The sequence below is a fragment of the Pseudomonas sp. 210_17 TE3656 genome (assembly GCF_054821965.1).
This window is the reverse complement of sequence record NZ_JBTRBC010000001.1, coordinates 135,734-153,832: the sequence shown is the minus strand read 5'-3', so window position 1 is coordinate 153,832 and position 18,099 is coordinate 135,734. Positions and strand designations below refer to the sequence as shown.

11 protein-coding genes are annotated in these 18,099 nt (G+C 62.5%); 9 read left to right on the top strand and 2 right to left on the bottom strand.

Translation table 11 applies throughout. The features are described 5' to 3' along the window. Positions 1–115 precede the first annotated feature (115 nt). Complete coding sequence (locus ACVI9W_RS00745; RefSeq protein ID WP_461528845.1) at positions 116–874, bottom strand: transporter substrate-binding domain-containing protein; 759 nt, start codon at positions 872–874, stop codon at positions 116–118. Between the two features lie 31 nt (positions 875–905). Beyond that, positions 906–1,775 (bottom strand): MurR/RpiR family transcriptional regulator, encoded by an 870-nt coding sequence (locus tag ACVI9W_RS00740; RefSeq protein WP_461528844.1) that lies wholly within the window; start codon positions 1,773–1,775, stop codon positions 906–908. 148 nt (positions 1,776–1,923) lie between these two features. Between ACVI9W_RS00740 and ACVI9W_RS00735 the strand changes: the two genes are divergently transcribed. The 9 genes from ACVI9W_RS00735 to ACVI9W_RS00695 all read left to right on the top strand — a co-directional run bounded on the left by ACVI9W_RS00735 (position 1,924) and on the right by ACVI9W_RS00695 (position 18,098). Beyond that, the gene (locus ACVI9W_RS00735; protein WP_461528843.1) at positions 1,924–2,949 is read left to right on the top strand and encodes an Ldh family oxidoreductase; all 1,026 of its coding nucleotides are present in this window, start codon (positions 1,924–1,926) and stop codon (positions 2,947–2,949) included. Between the two features lie 184 nt (positions 2,950–3,133). Continuing rightward, positions 3,134–4,327: an amino acid aminotransferase gene (locus ACVI9W_RS00730; RefSeq protein WP_038611422.1), complete on the top strand. Its 1,194-nt coding sequence runs from the start codon at positions 3,134–3,136 to the stop codon at positions 4,325–4,327. A gap of 227 nt (positions 4,328–4,554) precedes the next feature. Further along, on the top strand, positions 4,555–5,832 hold the full coding sequence (locus ACVI9W_RS00725; protein ID WP_191832639.1) for a serine/threonine transporter: 1,278 nt from the start codon (positions 4,555–4,557) through the stop codon (positions 5,830–5,832). Between the two features lie 166 nt (positions 5,833–5,998). Further along, the gene (gene tpx, locus ACVI9W_RS00720; protein WP_461528842.1) at positions 5,999–6,499 is read left to right on the top strand and encodes a thiol peroxidase; all 501 of its coding nucleotides are present in this window, start codon (positions 5,999–6,001) and stop codon (positions 6,497–6,499) included. A gap of 247 nt (positions 6,500–6,746) precedes the next feature. Continuing rightward, entirely contained in the window at positions 6,747–8,030 is a 1,284-nt protein-coding gene (locus ACVI9W_RS00715; RefSeq protein WP_461528841.1) for an MdtA/MuxA family multidrug efflux RND transporter periplasmic adaptor subunit, read from the top strand. After that, the gene (locus ACVI9W_RS00710; RefSeq protein WP_461528840.1) at positions 8,027–11,128 is read left to right on the top strand and encodes an MdtB/MuxB family multidrug efflux RND transporter permease subunit; all 3,102 of its coding nucleotides are present in this window, start codon (positions 8,027–8,029) and stop codon (positions 11,126–11,128) included. The genes ACVI9W_RS00715 and ACVI9W_RS00710 overlap by 4 nt, the downstream gene beginning before the upstream one ends. Continuing rightward, positions 11,125–14,232 (top strand): efflux RND transporter permease subunit, encoded by a 3,108-nt coding sequence (locus tag ACVI9W_RS00705; protein ID WP_461528839.1) that lies wholly within the window; start codon positions 11,125–11,127, stop codon positions 14,230–14,232. Before ACVI9W_RS00710 ends, ACVI9W_RS00705 begins: the two co-directional genes overlap by 4 nt. Beyond that, complete coding sequence (locus ACVI9W_RS00700) at positions 14,229–15,716, top strand: efflux transporter outer membrane subunit (protein WP_461528838.1); 1,488 nt, start codon at positions 14,229–14,231, stop codon at positions 15,714–15,716. Before ACVI9W_RS00705 ends, ACVI9W_RS00700 begins: the two co-directional genes overlap by 4 nt. 297 nt (positions 15,717–16,013) lie before the next feature. After that, a complete protein-coding gene (locus ACVI9W_RS00695; RefSeq protein WP_461528837.1) occupies positions 16,014–18,098 on the top strand; it encodes a putative bifunctional diguanylate cyclase/phosphodiesterase in 2,085 nt (694 codons plus the stop codon). Position 18,099 lies beyond the last annotated feature (1 nt).

The following is an 18,099-nucleotide window of genomic DNA, read 5'->3' as shown; positions in this document are numbered from 1 at the left end:
ACACGCACCCCTGTGGGAGCCGGCCTTGCCGGCGATAGCATCGACGCGGTGTCAGTCAAACCGCGGTGTCTGCATCGCTGGCAAGGCCAGCTCCCACAGGTAGCCTGGGTCAGGATTACTGATAGATATCGAACTCGAAGTAGCGACTGGCGATCTTCTGGTAGGTGCCGTTGGCGACGATCTCGTCCAGGGCCTTGTTCAGGCGCTCGCGCAGCGCCTGGTCTTCCTTGCGCACGGCAATCGAGGCGTCGGCCTTGGTGCCGTTGACGTCGCCAAGGATCTTGCAGCAGTCCTTGCCGGCCTTGCCCAGCCATTCGGTCAGCGGGAATTTGTCGGCGATCACGCCATCCAGACGCCCGGCGGCGAGGTCGGCGTTGGCTTCATCGAGGGTCGGGTAGAGTTTGACGTCGGCACCGGCCTTGCCGTAGACGTCCTCGGCGTAGATTGCCTGGGTCGAAGAGGCCTGGGCGCCAACTGTGAAGCCTTTGAAGTCGGTCTGTGCGTCGGTGATCTCGCTGTCTTTAGGCACGGCCACCGACAGTGGGGTCTTGTAGTAGTGGTTGGTGAAGGCGATTTTCTTGCGCCGCTCTTCGGTGTTGATCATCGACGCCACCACTGCGTCGTATTTCTTCGCCATCAAGGCCGGGATGATGCCTTCCCAGTCCTGGGCTACCAGGGTGCATTCCACCTTCATCTGTTCGCACAGGGCTTTGCTGATGTCCACATCAAAGCCATGCAGCTGGTTATCCGAATCGACATAGTTGAACGGCGGGTAAGCGCCTTCGGTAGCAATTTTCAGGGTTTCGGCCTGAGCCATGGTTGCACCGGCCAGCAGCAGGGCGCACGCACCTGCAAAGCGGATAACGGGTTTCATGTCACACCTCGATCTGTTGTTTGCACTCTTGCTATTGTTTGCTCGCTGACGTGTAGCCAACGAATTCATTGTGTAGAGCGGCAGTTGCTTCCAAGCGTTTTTCAACATCCGGTCCAAGCTTCTTGCAGACCTCGTTGACCATCAGGTGTACCCACGACAGCATCGTCGCGGTGGACTCCCAGAACAGATTGAATTCGGTGGGAATACGAAACACCTCGTCGGCGTTAGCGTCGGCCCAGTCACAGAAAGTGTCGGTAACCAGTGTTACCGGGATGCCCGCTTCGTGCGCTTTGCGGCACAGGGTCAGGGCATGGCGTGAATAACGGCGGGCTTCGAACACCACCAGGGCGCAGTCGGCCGGGTCGCTGAGCAGCACCTCGCCGAAATGCCCGGCGCTGCCATCGACCACCTGCACACCGTCGCGCAGGTATTGCAGCAGATGAGCCATGCACTGGGCGATGCCGCGTTCGGTCTGAAACCCTGCAACAAACACCTTGCGCCGCCGGGCCAGGCGCTGGCTGACCACTTCCCAGGCCGGTGTACGGCTGTATTCGTAGACCCGCACCAGCGCCCCGACTTCCTGTTCGAGGCTGCGCGCCAGGCCAGCGGCATCTTTACCATGCTGTTGGCGGAATTCTTGCAGACGATCACCGACCAGCCAGGGCCCGTCGCCCAGGTCGTCCTTGAGATCGTGTTTGAGTGCCTTGAGGTGTTCATAGCCCAGGGCCCGGCAGAAGCGCCCGACACTGGATTCGCTGACGCCGATTTTCGCCGCCAGGCTTGCCGAGGTTTCAAACGGCAAGTCGGTGAGGTTGGCGAGCATGTAGCTGGCGATCTTGCGCCCGGAAGCCGCGGCACTGTGCAGGCTGTTTTCCAGTCGTTGTTTGATCGGTTGGCTCACGGCGATTCTCGAAGGCGGTTGCACGTTGAAACAGAAAATGAATGTTTTCTGTCATCAAGTCAACATTTGACAGTTTGCTGTCACAAGAGGAAAGTTTCGCCATTGCTCATCGCTGTTGCCCATTCCAAATCCAATAAGGGAGCTTCAGATGTCCGCACGCCCCGACACCGCTGTCGCGCACATTGCTTTTGCCGAGCTGCAGGCCCTGTTGCAGCGTATTTTCATCCGTCATGGCACCAGTGAAGCGGTGGCTCGCGCCCTGGCCTTCAACTGCGCCAGCGCCCAGCGCGACGGTGCCCATAGCCATGGCGTGTTCCGTATTCCCGGTTATGTTTCGACCCTGGCCAGTGGCTGGGTTGACGGCAAGGCCGTGCCTGAAGTGGCCGATATTGCCAGTGGTTACCTGCGGGTTGATGCCAAAGGCGGTTTTGCCCAACCGGCCCTCGCCGCCGCACGTGAGCTGCTGGTGGAAAAGGCCCGCAGTGCCGGGATCGCCGTGCTGGCAATCCACAACTCGCACCATTTCGCGGCCCTGTGGCCGGACGTCGAGCCCTTCGCCGATGAAGGCCTGGTGGCCTTGAGTGTGGTCAACAGCATGACCTGCGTGGTGCCGCATGGTGCTCGCCAGCCGTTGTTCGGCACCAACCCGATCGCTTTTGCCGCGCCGTGCGCCGGGAGTGATCCTATCGTTTTCGACATGGCCACCAGCGCCATGGCCCACGGTGATGTGCAGATCGCAGCGCGCAAAGGCGAGCAACTGCCCGATGGCATCGGTGTCGACAGCCAGGGCGAGCCGACCCGCGATCCGCAGAAGATTCTCGACGGCGGTGCGCTGCTGCCGTTCGGTGGGCACAAGGGCTCGGCCCTGTCGATGATGGTCGAATTGCTGGCAGCGGCGCTGACCGGAGGCAATTTCTCCTGGGAGTTCGACTGGTCGCAGCACCCGGGCGCGAAAACCCCCTGGACCGGGCAGCTGATAATCGTGATTGACCCGAGCAAGGCTGAAGGTGGTCGCTTTGCCGAGCGCAGCTATGAGCTGGTACGGCAGATGCAGTCGGTGGGCCTGCAGCGGATGCCGGGTGAGCGGCGTTATCGTGAGCGCGAGTTGTCGGTGCGCCAGGGGGTGACGTTGACGGTGCAGGAGCTGGAGCAGTTGCAGGCGTTGGCTGAGTAAAAAGTCATCGCGGGGCAAGCCCGCTCCCACAGGGCTCTGTAGGAGCGGGCTTGCCCCGCGATGACATTACTGTGCATCCATGCACTAATCAGTTGCAGCATCGGTAATGTTCCTCTACCTCAGGTACAGGTATCCTCAGCACAGCATTTAGTCCGAACTGCCCAGACCCAAGGAGCTGCACGCTGTGTTCAAACATGTCGATGCCTATGCCGGCGATCCGATTCTCTCCCTGATGGAAACCTTCAAGGCCGACCCGCGCGCCAACAAGGTCAACCTGAGCATCGGTCTGTATTACGACGCCGCAGGTGTGGTGCCGCAACTGGCCGCGGTCGGCGAAGCCGAGAAGCGTATGGCCGGCCAGCCGCATGAAGCTTCGCTGTACTTGCCGATGGAAGGTCTGAACAGCTATCGCCAGGCAATTCAGGCGTTGCTGTTCGGTGCCGATCATCCGGCAGTGCAGGGCGGCCGTGTAGCCACCGTGCAGACCGTGGGTGGCTCTGGCGCGCTGAAAGTCGGTGCCGACTTCCTCAAGCGTTACTTCCCCGAATCGCAGGTATGGGTCAGCAATCCGACCTGGGACAACCACCGGGCGATCTTTGAAGGTGCCGGGTTCAAGGTCAACACCTACCCGTACTTCAACCAGGACACCCGTGGCCTGGACTTCGACGGCATGCTCGCGACCCTGCAGGGCCTGGCGGCCAACAGCATCGTGCTGCTGCATCCGTGCTGCCACAACCCGACCGGTGTCGACCTGAGCCAGGCGCAATGGCAGCAGGTGATCGAGGTGGTCAAGGCGCGCAACCTGATCCCGTTCCTCGATATCGCCTATCAAGGCTTCGGCGAAGGTCTGGTCGAGGATGCCTATGCCATCCGCGAAGCGGCCCGTGCCGGTGTGCCGTGCCTGGTGAGCAACTCGTTCTCGAAGATCTTCTCGCTGTATGGCGAGCGGGTAGGGGGCCTGTCGGTGGTCTGCGACGATGCCGACACCGCGCAAAGCGTACTCGGCCAGCTCAAGGCCACGGTGCGCCGCAACTACTCCAGCCCACCGGCTTTCGGTGCACAACTGGTGGCCGCAGTGCTGGGCGATGCGCTGCTCAATGCGCAGTGGGCGGCTGAAGTGGAGCAGATGCGTCTGCGCATCCTCGACATGCGTCAGGGGCTGGTCGATGCCCTGGCGGTGCTGCTGCCGGGTCAGGACTTCTCGTTCTTCCTGAGCCAGCGCGGGATGTTCAGTTACACCGGTTTGAGCGTCGCGCAGGTGCGTCGCCTGCGTGACGAGTTCGGGGTGTACCTGATCGACAGCGGCCGGGTGTGCATGTCCGGGCTGCGTCCGGACAACCTGCAGCAGGTGGCTGAGGCGATTGCTGCGGTTCAGTAAGCAAACCTGATCGCGGGGCAAGCCCGCTCCCACTGGTGTTAACCCTGTGGGAGCGGGCTTGCCCCGCGATGCTTTGGTAAAGGTGCAACCGCTCCGTCGGACAGGGCTTCTCAAGTGCAACCAATCGGCGCACAATCGCGCCCCTCTTTATATGGTTGAGGGGCGGTGATGCGTCTGTTTCGCCACTCTCAGCCCTGTTGCAGTCTTGCGAGTGGAGTTGCACCCGGATGAATGAGCAGGCCCCGAGCGTTGAACAACGCTTCGAATCGACCCCAGCCGCCCTCGGCAGTTGGTCCCGTCAGGACACCACCTGGATGCTGGGCCTGTTTGGCACGGCCATCGGCGCCGGAACCCTGTTCCTGCCGATCAATGCCGGGTTAGGTGGCTTCTGGCCTCTGCTGATCCTGGCGTTGCTGGCGTTCCCGATGACGTACTACGCCCACCGTGGGCTGACCCGCTTTGTACTGTCCGGGCGCGATGGTGCCGACATCACTGACGTGGTCGAAGAGCACTTCGGCATCCAGGCCGGTGCCCTGATCACCTTGCTGTACTTCTTCGCCATTTTCCCGATCCTGCTGATCTACAGCGTGGCCCTGACCAACACGGTCGGCAGCTTCATGGAACACCAGTTGCACATCGAGCCGCCACCGCGCGCCGTGCTGTCGTTCGTGCTGATTCTCGGCTTGCTGGCCATTGTGCGCTGCGGCGAGCAGGCCACGGTCAAGGTCATGAGCCTGCTGGTCTATCCGTTCATCGTGGCCCTGGCGTTCCTGGCGGTGTTCCTGATTCCGCACTGGAGCGGCGGTATCCTCAGCACCGCCACTGAAGTGCCGTCGGGTTCGGCGTTCCTGCACACCCTGTGGCTGGCGATTCCGGTGATGGTGTTCTCGTTCAACCATTCTCCGATCATCTCGGCCTTTGCTGTTGACCAGAAGCGCCAGTACGGCGTGCACGCCGACGAACGCAGCGGGCAGATTCTGCGCCGTGCCCACCTGCTGATGGTGGCGATGGTAATGTTCTTCGTGTTCAGCTGCGTGCTGACCCTGACCCCGGCACAGCTGGCCGAAGCCAAGGCGCAGAACCTGTCGATCCTGTCGTACCTGGCCAACCATTTCAGCAACCCGACCATCGCGTTTGCCGCGCCGCTGATTGCCTTCATCGCCATTGCCAAATCGTTCCTCGGTCACTACATCGGTGCCAGCGAAGGTCTCAAAGGCTTGATCGTCAAGACCGGCAAGCGCCCTGGCGCCAAGGCGCTGGACCGCATGACCGCAGCCTTCATGCTGGTGATCTGCTGGATCGTCGCCACCCTCAACCCGAGCATTCTCGGCATGATCGAGACCCTCGGCGGCCCGGTGATCGCGGCGATTCTGTTCCTGATGCCGATGTACGCCATCCGCAAGGTTCCGGCCATGCGTAAATACAGCGGGCAGATGTCCAACGTCTTCGTCGTGGCCGTCGGCCTGGTGGCGATCTCGGCGCTGGTTTACTCGCTGCTGAGCTGATGAATAGACCGGCCACCCGCAAGCAGGATTGTCTGCTTTCGAGTGGCCGGTTTGTCCACAATAATTGTCTGGCAATACAACAATTTGTTGCTCCCCCATAGGTGCCCGGGCACTTTCATGATTAACTCTGGTCCTTTACCACTCACCCCGCAAAAGGACTCAGCTCATGGCTCAAGTGACTCTCAAAGGCAATCCTGTTCAGGTCAACGGCGAACTGCCGAAGGTCGGCTCGAAAGCGCCAGCGTTTTCCCTGGTTGGTGCAGGCCTGGCTGACGTGACCCTGGCCAGCCTGGCCGGCAAGCGCAAAGTGCTGAACATCTTCCCAAGCGTCGACACCCCGACCTGCGCTACCTCGGTGCGCACCTTCAACAAGAAGGCCGGTGAAGTGAACAACACCGTGGTGCTGTGCATTTCTGCTGACCTGCCATTCGCGCAAGCACGCTTCTGTGGCGCTGAAGGCCTGGAAAACGTCCAGAACCTGTCGACCCTGCGTGGCCGCGAGTTCATCGAGAACTACGGCGTTGCCATCGCCGACGGCCCACTGGCCGGCCTGACCGCCCGTGCCGTGGTGGTACTGGACGAAAATGACAACGTCCTGCACAGCGAACTGGTTGGCGAAATCGCCGACGAGCCGAACTATGATGCTGCTCTGGCAGTGTTGAAGTGATCTGATTGCCCCTGTAGGAGCGGGCTTGCCCCGCGATTCGATGTCACTGACAGCTCGCAATCGCGGGGCAAGCCCGCTCCCACAGGTGTTAGCAATTGTTACGGCCTGGACATAGTCCAGGCCGTTTTTATTTATAGTTCATTGTCTTAGCAACGTAAGCTCAAGGTAAATTGCCGGTAAAGGCGCTTTGCTTATCCCGCCACAGTGCTTATCGTTCAGCCTCCTCAAAAGAATTCTTTCCAGTCCAATGGTCGATCAACCGATGCTTTCTCGTTCCCGTTCCCCTCGTCGCTGGCTTGTCGGCCTGCTGATCCTGCTGCTGGTTGCCGGCCTGTGCTGGTGGCTGTGGCCGTCTCCAGCGGCGCACAAGGCTGCCGGCGCACCCGGTGGCAAGGGCGGGCGACCAGGCTTCGGGGCCTTTGCCGGGCCGGTGCCGGTGCGCGTCGAACCGGCTACTGTCGGCAACTTCCCGGTCTACCTCAAGGCCCTGGGCACGGTGACCGCGACCAATACCGTCAACGTTCGCAGCCGGGTAGGCGGCGAGCTGGTCAAGGTCAACTTCCAGGAAGGGCAGAAGGTCAAGGCCGGAGACCTGCTCGCCGAGATCGACCCGCGCAGCTACCAGATCGCCCTGCAGCAGGCCGAAGGCACCCTGGCACAGAACCTGGCCCAGCTGAAAAACGCCCAGATCGACCTGGAACGCTATAAAGGCTTGTACGCCGAAGACAGTATCGCCAAGCAGACCCTCGACACCCAGGTGGCGCTGGTCGGCCAGTTCCAGGGCACCATCAAGACCAACCAGGCGGCGGTTGGCGATGCCAAGCTGAACCTGGATTTCACCCGTATCCGCGCACCGATCACCGGCCGCCTGGGCCTGCGTCAGCTCGACGTCGGCAACCTGGTGGCGGCCAACGACACCACGGCACTGGTGGTGATTACCCAGACCCAGCCGATCACCGTGGCCTTTACCTTGCCCGAGTCGGAGCTCAGCACCGTGCTGGCTCGCTACCGCAGCGGCGCCAAGTTGCCGGTTGAAGCCTGGGACCGCGGCGACCTCAAACAGCAGGCCGTCGGCGAGTTGCGCAGCCTCGACAACCAGATCGACACCACCACTGGCACCCTGAAGTTCAAGGCGTTCTTCGAGAACCAGAACGAAGTGCTGTTCCCCAACCAGTTCGTCAACGTGCGCCTGCTGGCCGACACCTTGACCAACGTGGTGCTGGCGCCTTCGGCTGCCATTCAGTTCGGCACCGACGGCTCCTTTGTGTATGTCATGGAAGGCGACAACAAGGTGCGCATCCGCAAACTCACCCTCGGCGCCAGCGACGGCGACCACACCGTGGTCACCGCAGGCCTGGCCAAGGGCGAGCGGGTGGTGCTTGAAGGTACCGACCGCTTGCGTGACGGCAGTGAGGTGGAAGTGGTCAACGACAGCTCACAAGTCCCGGAAACTCCTGGCCAGCACCTGCAGGGGCAGGACAACAACGATGCTTCCGCTGCCGCGGACCGCAAGGACAAGGCCGGCGCATGAACCTCTCGCGGCTGTTCATCCTGCGCCCGGTGGCGACCACCCTGAGCATGCTGGCCATTGTCCTGGCCGGCCTGATCGCCTACACCTTGCTGCCTGTGGCGGCGTTGCCGCAGGTCGATTACCCGACTATCCGGGTCATGACCCTGTATCCGGGCGCCAGCCCGCAAGTCATGACCAGCGCAGTCACTGCGCCGCTGGAACGCCAGTTCGGGCAGATGCCGGGCCTGACCCAGATGGCCTCGACCAGCTCCGGCGGCGCTTCGGTGCTGACCTTGCGCTTCAGCCTGGACATGAACATGGACGTTGCCGAGCAGCAGGTCCAGGCGGCGATCAACGCCGCCAGCAACCTGTTGCCCAGCGACCTGCCAGCACCGCCGGTGTACAACAAGGTCAACCCGGCCGACACCCCGGTGCTGACCCTGGCCATCTCGTCGAAAACCATGCCGCTGCCCAAGCTCAACGACCTGGTCGACACCCGCGTGGCGCAGAAAATAGCGCAGATCAGCGGCGTCGGCATGGTCAGCATCGCCGGCGGTCAGCGCCAGGCGGTGCGGATCAAGGTCAACCCTGATGCCCTGGCGTCTGCCGGACTGAACCTGGCGGATGTGCGCACCCTGATCGGCGCCTCCAACGTCAACCAGCCGAAAGGCAACTTTGACGGCCCGACGCGGGTGTCGATGCTCGACGCCAACGACCAGCTGCGCTCCCCCGAGGAATACGCCAACCTGATCCTGGCGTACAACAACGGTGCGCCGCTGCGCCTGAAGGACGTCGCCGAGATTGTCGACGGCGCCGAAAACGAGCGCCTGGCGGCCTGGGCCAACCAGAACCAGGCAGTGCTGTTGAACATCCAGCGTCAGCCGGGCGCAAACGTTATCGAGGTGGTTGACCGGATCAAGACCCTGCTGCCGTCGATCACCGACAACTTGCCGGCCGGCCTTGATGTCAGCGTACTCACCGACCGCACCCAGACCATCCGCGCCTCGGTCAAGGATGTTCAGCACGAACTGCTGCTGGCCATCGCCCTGGTAGTGATGGTGACCTTCGTGTTCCTGCGCCGCTTCAGCGCGACGATCATTCCGTCGGTGGCCGTGCCGCTATCGCTGATCGGCACCTTTGCGGTGATGCACCTGGCCGGGTTCTCGATCAACAACCTGACCCTGATGGCGCTGACCATCGCCACCGGTTTTGTCGTCGACGATGCGATTGTCATGCTGGAGAACATTTCCCGGCACATCGAGGAAGGCGAAAGCCCCATGCAGGCGGCGCTCAAGGGCGCCCGGCAAATTGGCTTCACGCTGATCTCGCTGACTTTCTCGCTGATCGCGGTGTTGATCCCGCTGCTGTTCATGGCCGATGTGGTAGGGCGCCTGTTCCGTGAATTCGCCATCACCCTGGCGGTGGCGATCCTGATTTCCCTGGTGGTGTCGCTGACCTTGACGCCGATGATGTGCGCGCGCCTGCTCAAGCGCGAGCCCACCGAGCAGGAACAGGGGCGTTTCTACCGTGCCAGCGGCGCCTGGATCGACTGGATGATCGCCTGGTATGGCCGTGGCCTGCAGTGGGTGCTCAAGCGCCAGCCGCTGACCTTGCTGGTAGCGGTGGCGACCCTGGCCCTGACCGTGCTGTTGTACCTGATGGTGCCCAAGGGCTTCTTCCCGGCACAGGACACCGGGGTGATCCAGGGTATTTCCGAAGCGCCGCAGTCGGTGTCTTTTGCCGCCATGAGCGAGCGCCAGCAACAGCTCAGTGCGGTGATCCTCCAGGATCCGGCGGTGCAGAGCCTGTCGTCCTACATTGGCGTCGACGGTGACAACGCCACGCTCAACAGCGGGCGCCTGCTGATCAACCTCAAGCCCCATGGCGAACGCGACCTGACCGCCGCCCAGGTGATCGCCCGGCTGCAGCCGCAGGTCGACAAGCTGGTCGGTATCCGTCTGTTCATGCAGCCGGTGCAAGACCTGAGCATCGAAGACCGGGTCAGCCGCACCCAGTACCAGTTCAGCCTGTCGTCCCCGGACGCCGAACTGCTGGCGCTGTGGAGCGGCAAGCTGGTCGATGCCCTGCAACAGCGCCCGGAACTCACCGATGTCGCCAGCGACCTGCAGGACAAGGGCCTGCAAGTATTCCTGGTGATCGACCGGGATGCCGCCAGCCGCCTGGGCATCAACGTCGCCGACATCACCAACGCCCTGTACGACGCCTTCGGCCAGCGCCAGATCTCGACCATCTACACCCAGGCCAGCCAGTACCGCGTGGTGCTGCAGGCCGAGGCCGCCTCCAGCCTGGGGCCACAGGTGCTGGAACAGATCCACGTCAAAGCCACCGATGGCGGCCAGGTGCGGCTGTCGAGCCTGGCGCGCATCGAACAGCGTCAGGCTCAGCTGGCAATTGCCCATATCGGCCAGTTCCCGGCGGTGATGATGTCGTTCAACCTGGGGCAGGGCGTGGCCCTCGGCGAGGCGGTCAAGGCGATCGAGCAGGTGCAGCAGGAGATCGGCATGCCGGTCGGCGTGCAGACCCGCTTCCAGGGTGCGGCCGAAGCATTCCAGAACTCGCTGTCGAGCACCTTGCTGCTGATTCTGGCAGCGGTGGTGACCATGTACATCGTGCTTGGCGTGCTCTACGAGAGCTACATCCACCCGGTCACCATCCTCTCGACCCTGCCGTCGGCGGCGGTGGGCGCCTTGCTGGCGTTGATCCTGTCCGGCAACGACCTGGGCATGATCGCCATCATCGGCATCATTCTGCTGATCGGTATCGTCAAGAAGAACGCGATCATGATGATCGACTTCGCCCTCGAGGCCGAGCGCAACCAGGGCATGGCACCGGAAGCGGCGATCTATCAAGCGGCGCTGCTGCGCTTCCGGCCGATCCTGATGACCACCCTGGCGGCCTTGTTCGGTGCCATCCCGCTGATGCTCGCCACCGGTTCCGGCGCCGAGCTGCGCCAGCCGCTGGGCCTGGTGATGGTCGGCGGGCTGCTGGTCAGCCAGGTGCTGACGCTGTTCACCACGCCGGTCATCTACCTGTACTTCGACCGGCTGGCGCGGCGCATGCGCCCGCAGCCTGACACCGCGGTGCAGGACCTGCCATGAACCTCTCCGCACCCTTTATCCGCCGCCCGGTAGCGACCATGCTCCTGAGCCTGGCGATCATGCTGCTGGGTGGTGTCAGCTTCGGCCTGTTGCCGGTAGCGCCGCTGCCGCAGATCGAGTTCCCGGTGATCGTGGTCCAGGCCAACCTGCCGGGGGCCAGCCCCGAGGTGATGGCCTCAACCGTGGCGACCCCACTGGAGCGCTCCATGGGCGCGATTTCCGGGGTCACCACGCTCACCAGCAATTCCAGCCAGGGCTCGACCCGGGTGATTCTCGGTTTTGACCAGGGTCGTGATATCGATGCGGCCGCGCGTGAAGTGCAGGCGGCCATCAACGCCTCGCGCAACCTGTTGCCCAGCGGTATGCGCAGCATGCCGACCTACAAGAAGTTCAACCCGTCCCAGGCGCCAATTATGGTCCTGGCGCTGACCTCCAGCGTGTTGCAGAAGGGCCAGCTCTACGACCTGGCCTCGACCATCCTGTCGCAGAGCCTGTCCCAGGTACCGGGGGTAGGCGAGGTGCAGATCGGCGGCAGTTCGCTGCCGGCGGTGCGCATTGAACTCGAACCGCAATTGCTCAATCAGTACGGCGTGGCGCTGGACGATGTGCGCCAGACCATCGCCAACGCCAACCAGCGCCGGCCCAAGGGTTTTATCGAAGACCCTCAGCGCAGTTGGCAGGTGCAGGCCAATGACCAGTTGGAAAAGGCCAAGGATTACGAGCCGCTGGTGATCCGTTACCAGGACGGTGCGGTATTGCGCCTGAGCCATGTGGCCAAGGTCACCGACGCGGTGGAGAACCGCTACAACAGTGGCTTCTTCAATGACCAGGACGCGGTGCTGCTGGTGATCAACCGCCAGACTGGCGCCAACATCATCGAGACCGTGAACAAGATCAAGGAGCAGCTGCCGGCCCTGGAATCGCTGATGCCGGCCAGCGTCAAGCTGGAGGTGGCCATGGATCGCTCGCCAGTGATCAAGGCGACCCTCAAGGAAGCCGAGCACACCCTGATCATCGCCGTGGTGCTGGTGATCCTCGTGGTGTTCCTGTTCCTCGGCAACCTGCGTGCCTCGCTGATCCCGACCCTGGCGGTGCCGGTGTCGCTGGTCGGCACCTTCGCGGCCATGTACCTGTGCGGCTTCTCGTTGAACAACATGTCGCTGATGGCGCTGATTCTCGCCACCGGCCTGGTGGTGGACGACGCCATCGTGGTGCTGGAGAACATTTCCCGGCATATCGACGAAGGCGTGCCACCGATGCGCGCCGCCTACCTGGGCTCCAAGGAAGTCGGCTTCACCCTGCTGTCGATGAACCTGTCGCTGGTGGTGGTGTTTGTCTCGATCCTGTTCATGGGCGGTATCGTCGGCTCGTTGTTCCGCGAGTTCTCCATCACTCTGGCGGTGGCGATCATTGTCTCGCTGGTGGTTTCCCTGACCCTGACACCGATGCTTTGCGCGCGCTGGCTCAAGCCCCAGGCACCAGAAGGGCAGACGCGCCTGCAGCGCTGGAGCGAGCACCTGCACCAGCGCATGATGGCCAGCTATGGCCGCAGCCTCGACTGGGTCCTGCGCCATCGACGCCTGACCCTGGCCAGCCTGCTGGTGACCATTGCGGTCAACATCGCCCTGTACGTGGTGGTACCCAAGACCTTCCTGCCGCAGCAGGACACCGGTCAGTTGATGGGCTTTGTCCGCGGTGACGACGGCCTGTCGTTCCAGGTCATGCAGCCGAAGATGGAAATCTACCGCCAGGCCCTGCTCAAGGACCCGGCGGTGGAAAGCGTCGCCGGCTTTATCGGTGGCAACAGCGGCACCAACAACGCCATGGTGCTGGTGCGCCTCAAACCGATCAGCGAACGCAAAATTTCCGCGCAGAAGATCATCGAGCGTTTGCGCAAGGAAATGCCCAAGGTGCCCGGTGGACGCCTGTTCCTCATGGCTGACCAGGACCTGCAGTTCGGCGGTGGCCGCGACCAGAGCACCTCGCAGTTTCTCTACACCTTGCAGAGCAGCGAGCTGTCCGCCTTGCGCGAGTGGTATCCGAAAGTGGTCGCGGCGTTCAAGGCTCTGCCGGAACTCACCGCCATCGATGCCCGCGAAGGCGGTGGCACCCAGCAGGTCACCCTGGTGGTCGATCGCGAGCAGGCCAAGCGCCTGGGTATCGACATGAGCATGGTCACCTCGGTGCTCAACAACGCTTACAGCCAGCGGCAGATCTCGACCATCTACGACAGCCTCAACCAGTATCAGGTGGTGATGGAGATCAACCCCAAGTACGCCCAGGACCCGCGTAGCCTCGAGCAGGTCCAGGTGATCACCGCTGACGGCGCCCGGGTACCGCTGGCGACCTTCGCTCACTACGAGAACAGCCTGGCCGACGACCGGGTCAGCCACGAAGGCCAGTTCGCCTCTGAAAGCATCAACTTCGACATCGCCGAAGGCTTCAGTCAGGACCAGGCACTGGCTGCGGTCGAACGGGCGGTGGCCAAGGTCGGCTTGCCCGAAGATGTGATCGCCAAACTCGGCGGCACCGGCGATGCCTTTGCCGAAAGCCAGAAGGGCCAGCCGTTCATGATCCTCGGGGCGCTGCTGGCGGTGTATCTGGTGCTGGGGATTCTCTATGAGAGCTACATTCACCCGCTAACCATTCTCTCGACCTTGCCGTCGGCCGGGGTAGGGGCCTTGCTCACCCTGTATGTGGTGGGTAGCGAGTTCAGCCTGATTTCCCTGCTCGGCCTGTTCCTGTTGATTGGCGTGGTGAAGAAGAACGCCATCATGATGATCGACCTGGCCTTGCAGCTGGAACGCCATGAGCAGCTGAGCCCGGAGCAATCGATCCGCCGTGCCTGTCTGCTGCGTCTGCGACCGATCCTGATGACCACCATCGCCGCCATTCTTGGCGCCTTGCCGTTGCTGCTCAGCCATGCCGAGGGCTCGGAGATGCGCCAGCCGCTGGGCCTGACCATCATTGGCGGGCTGGTCTTCAGCCAGGTTCTCACGCTTTACACCACCCCGGTGGTTTACCTCTATCTGGACCGCTTGCGCCATCGTTTCAACCACTGGCGTGGCGTGCGCACCGACGCTGCTTTGGAAACCCCGCTATGACCCGACGTCCGTTTCTCTCCGACCGCTCCCTGCAGCAACTGCTGGGCGCCCGTGGCTCGCGCCTGCTGGCCTCCAGCCTGTGCCTGGCGATGCTCAGCGCCTGCACCCTGAGCCCGGACTATCAGCGCCCGCAAGCGCCTGAACCGGTGGCGTTCAAGCATGCAGCAGGCTGGACCCAGGCCAATCCTTCCGACGCCTTGGCACGTGGTGCCTGGTGGCAGCTGTACGGTGATGCCCAACTGAACGACCTGGTCGAACAGCTCAACGCCAGTAACCAGACCGTCGCCCAGTCCGAAGCCCAGTACCGTCAGGCCCAGGCCCTGGTGCGCAGTGCGCGTGGTGCGTTGTTCCCCAGCATGGACCTGAAGGCCGGCAAGAACCGCTCCAGCCAGGGCACCGGCAGTTCCAGTTCGAGCCTGAGTAACGCCAGCAGCGGTATTCGCGACACTTACAGCACCACGCTGGGGGGCAGCTGGGAGGCCGATCTGTGGGGCAAGCTGCGTGACGGCCTGGCCGCAAATCAGGCCAGCGCCGAGGCGAGCCTGGCCGACATGGCGGCGATCCGCCTGAGCCTGCAATCGGAGCTGGTGCAGAACTACCTGCAGCTGCGGGTGATGGACGAGCAGAAACGCCTGCTCGAAGCCACGGTCGCGGCCTATCAGCGCTCGCTGACCATGACTGAAAACCAGTACCGCGCCGGGGTGTCTGGCAAGGATGCGGTAGCCCAGGCGCAAACCCAGTTGAAAAGCACCCAGGCCGACCTGATCGACCTGGTCTGGCAGCGCGCCCAGCTGGAAAACGCCATTGCCGTGCTGCTGGGCAAGGCGCCGGCCGATTTTGCCCTGGCCGACAGCAAAGACATCCCGGCATTGCCCCAGGTGCCTGTGGCCTTGCCTTCGCAACTGCTGGAGCGTCGCCCGGACATCGCCTCGGCCGAGCGCAAGGTGATGTCGGCCAACGCCAGCATCGGTGTGGCCCGTGCCGCGTACTTCCCCGACCTGACCCTGAGCATGAGCGGCGGCTACAGCAGTAGCAGCTTCAATGACTGGATCAGCCTACCCAACCGCTTCTGGTCGGTAGGCCCGCAACTGGCCATGACCCTGTTCGATGGTGGTCAGCGCTCTGCCGAAGTCGACCGTACCGTAGCGGTCTATGACCAGACCGTGGCGCAGTACCGTCAGGCGGTGCTTGATGGCTTCAAGGAAGTGGAAAACTACCTGGTGCAGCTCGACGTCTACGAGGATGAAGCCAAGGTGCGCAGCGAAGCCCTGGACGCCGCACGCGAATCGCTGCGCCTGACCAGCAACCAGTACAAGGCGGGGCTGATCGCCTACCTGGATGTGGTCAACGTGCAGACCACCGCGCTGAGCAACGAGCGCAGTGTGCTGACCTTGCTGCAGGGGCGGCTGGTGGCCAGCGTGCAGTTGATAGCGGCACTGGGCGGCGGCTGGGATGCGCAGGCGGCGTTTGCTGAATCGCCTTGAGTTTTCTTGTAAAAATTGAATAAAAACAGGTAGTTACATCGAATTATTAATGCTTGTTGTAGCTTTATGAATGTGTTGCTGCAAATTGCATGAATAAGCAATATCAGACATTAAAATGTTCGCTTAACTACATGATTTATAACGATATTTATTGTGGCGATGTTGGTCTTTTGGCAATCCATTTGTCATCGCTAAATGCCATCGAAAACTCCGTGCGTTTCGCCAAAGGTTGAGTACAATCATCGGCTTTTACCCGGGCCGCACCAGTGCCCGGTTCCAAGGGTTGTGGAAGGCCAAATGCTGATCGGTAGTTACTCTTCTTCGCTGGTGTTGATTTCGCTCTGTGTGGCCATTCTTGCTTCCTATACCGCACTCGACCTGACCGGACGCATCGCCACTGCCAAGGGCCGGGCGGTGTACCTGTGGATCAGCGGTGGCGCGCTGGCGATGGGGTTCGGCATCTGGTCGATGCACTTCATCGGCATGCTCGCCTTCAGCTTGCCGATCCCGTTGGGCTACGACCTGGCCCTGACGCTTTTATCGTTGCTGATCGCCGGGTTGTCTTCTGGTTTTGCCCTGTGGCTGGTCAGCCAGCCGAGCCTGCCCTGGACCCAGTTGGGCCTGGGGGCGCTGATCATGGGCGCGGGTATCAGCAGCATGCATTACACCGGCATGGCCGCGTTGTTGATGCAGCCGGGCATCAACTACGACCCGATGCTGTTCGGCCTGTCGTTGGTGATTGCCGTGGGGGCTTCGGCGGCAGCCTTGTGGATTGCCTTCCGCTTGCGTCAGCAAACCCTGTATGTCCGGCAGATCCGTGGCGCCGCGGCGGTGGTGATGGGCGTGGCGATTGTCGGCATGCATTACACCGCGATGGCGGCGGCCAACTTCCCTGAAGGCAGCTTCTGTGGCGCGCTGGGCACTGGCTTGAGTGGCAACGGCCTGGATTACCTGGTGCTGATCACCACCCTGGCGGTATTGGCGGTGGCGCTGCTGACCTCGGTGCTCGACGCCCGCCTGGAAGCGCGCACGGCGGAACTGGCGCGCTCGTTGACCCGCGCCAACCAGGAGCTTACCCAACTGGCCCTGCACGACACCCTGACCGGTTTGCCCAACCGCACGCTGCTGGCCGATCGCATCGACCAGGCGATCAACAAGGTGGCGGAGCAGGGTGGCTGTTTCGCCCTGATGTTCATCGACCTGGACGGCTTCAAACCGGTCAACGACGCCTTTGGCCACCATATGGGCGACCTGCTGCTCAAGGAAGTGGCACTGCGCCTGCGCGGCCATCTGCACAGCCAGGACACCCTGGCCCGTATCGGCGGCGACGAGTTCGTGCTGCTGGTGGAAATGCAGGAGCCTGACGACGCCCTGGGCGTTGCGGCCAAGCAGGTCAACCTGATTTCCCGTGCCTTCCGCGTGGCGGAGCAGAGCCTGCAGATCTCGGCGAGTATCGGCATCGTCCTCTATCCGGGCAATGGCATCGACCAGCATGAACTGCTGCGCAACGCCGATGCGGCGATGTATCACGCCAAGAGTGCCGGCAAAAACGGTTACAGCTTCTTCGACGTGTCGATGAACAGCAATGCGCGCCTGCAGCTGCAACTGCTCCAGGACCTGCGGGTGGCGCTTGAGCAAAAGCAGTTCCGCCTGTTCTACCAGCCCAAGTTCGATGCCCAGGACTGCCAGCCCATCGGTGCCGAAGCGCTGTTGCGCTGGGAGCACCCGCAGCATGGCCTGCTGCTGCCGGATCGCTTTATCGCCCTGGCAGAGAAAACCGGGCTGATCATTCCGATTGGCGAATGGGTGCTGGATGAAGCCTGCCGGCAAATGCGTGCCTGGATTGACCAGGGCTACAGCGACTGGCGGATAGCGGTCAACCTCTCGGCCATCCAGTTCTGCCATAGCGGGCTGGTCGACAGCGTTGCCAAGGTACTGGCGCGTCATCAGTTGCCGGCCAACAGTCTGACCCTGGAAATCACCGAAACCACCGCCATGCACGATGCCGACGCGAGCATGGCCGTGCTGCAGCAGCTTTCGGACATGGGCGTGGACCTGTCCATCGACGATTTTGGCACCGGCTATTCGAGCCTGATGTACCTCAAGCGCCTGCCGGCCAACGAGTTGAAGATCGACCGCGGTTTCGTCCGCGACCTGGAGCAGGACAGCGATGATGCCGCGATTGTCTCGGCGATTGTCGCCCTGGGTCAGGCCCTGGGCTTGCGCATCGTTGCCGAAGGGGTGGAAACCGACCGCCAGCAGAACTTCCTCACCCGCCTGGGGTGCGACTCGCTACAGGGTTACCTGCTCGGCCAGCCGTTGCCGGCCGAGCGGTTTATCGTCGATATCGAGCGCGCCCGCCAGTCACTGGCACTCAGCTGAG

Excerpts from the sequence above, each read along its gene's own strand:
- ACVI9W_RS00745 (WP_461528845.1), bottom strand. The coding sequence starts at position 874 with ATGAAACCCGTTATCCGCTTTGCAGGTGCGTGCGCCCTGCTGCTGGCC.
- ACVI9W_RS00735 (WP_461528843.1), top strand. The coding sequence starts at position 1,924 with ATGTCCGCACGCCCCGACACCGCTGTCGCGCACATTGCTTTTGCCGAG.
- ACVI9W_RS00725 (WP_191832639.1), top strand. The coding sequence starts at position 4,555 with ATGAATGAGCAGGCCCCGAGCGTTGAACAACGCTTCGAATCGACCCCA.
- tpx (WP_461528842.1), top strand. The coding sequence starts at position 5,999 with ATGGCTCAAGTGACTCTCAAAGGCAATCCTGTTCAGGTCAACGGCGAA.
- ACVI9W_RS00715 (WP_461528841.1), top strand. The coding sequence starts at position 6,747 with ATGGTCGATCAACCGATGCTTTCTCGTTCCCGTTCCCCTCGTCGCTGG.
- ACVI9W_RS00710 (WP_461528840.1), top strand. The coding sequence starts at position 8,027 with ATGAACCTCTCGCGGCTGTTCATCCTGCGCCCGGTGGCGACCACCCTG.
- ACVI9W_RS00705 (WP_461528839.1), top strand. The coding sequence starts at position 11,125 with ATGAACCTCTCCGCACCCTTTATCCGCCGCCCGGTAGCGACCATGCTC.
- ACVI9W_RS00700 (WP_461528838.1), top strand. The coding sequence starts at position 14,229 with ATGACCCGACGTCCGTTTCTCTCCGACCGCTCCCTGCAGCAACTGCTG.
- ACVI9W_RS00695 (WP_461528837.1), top strand. The coding sequence starts at position 16,014 with ATGCTGATCGGTAGTTACTCTTCTTCGCTGGTGTTGATTTCGCTCTGT.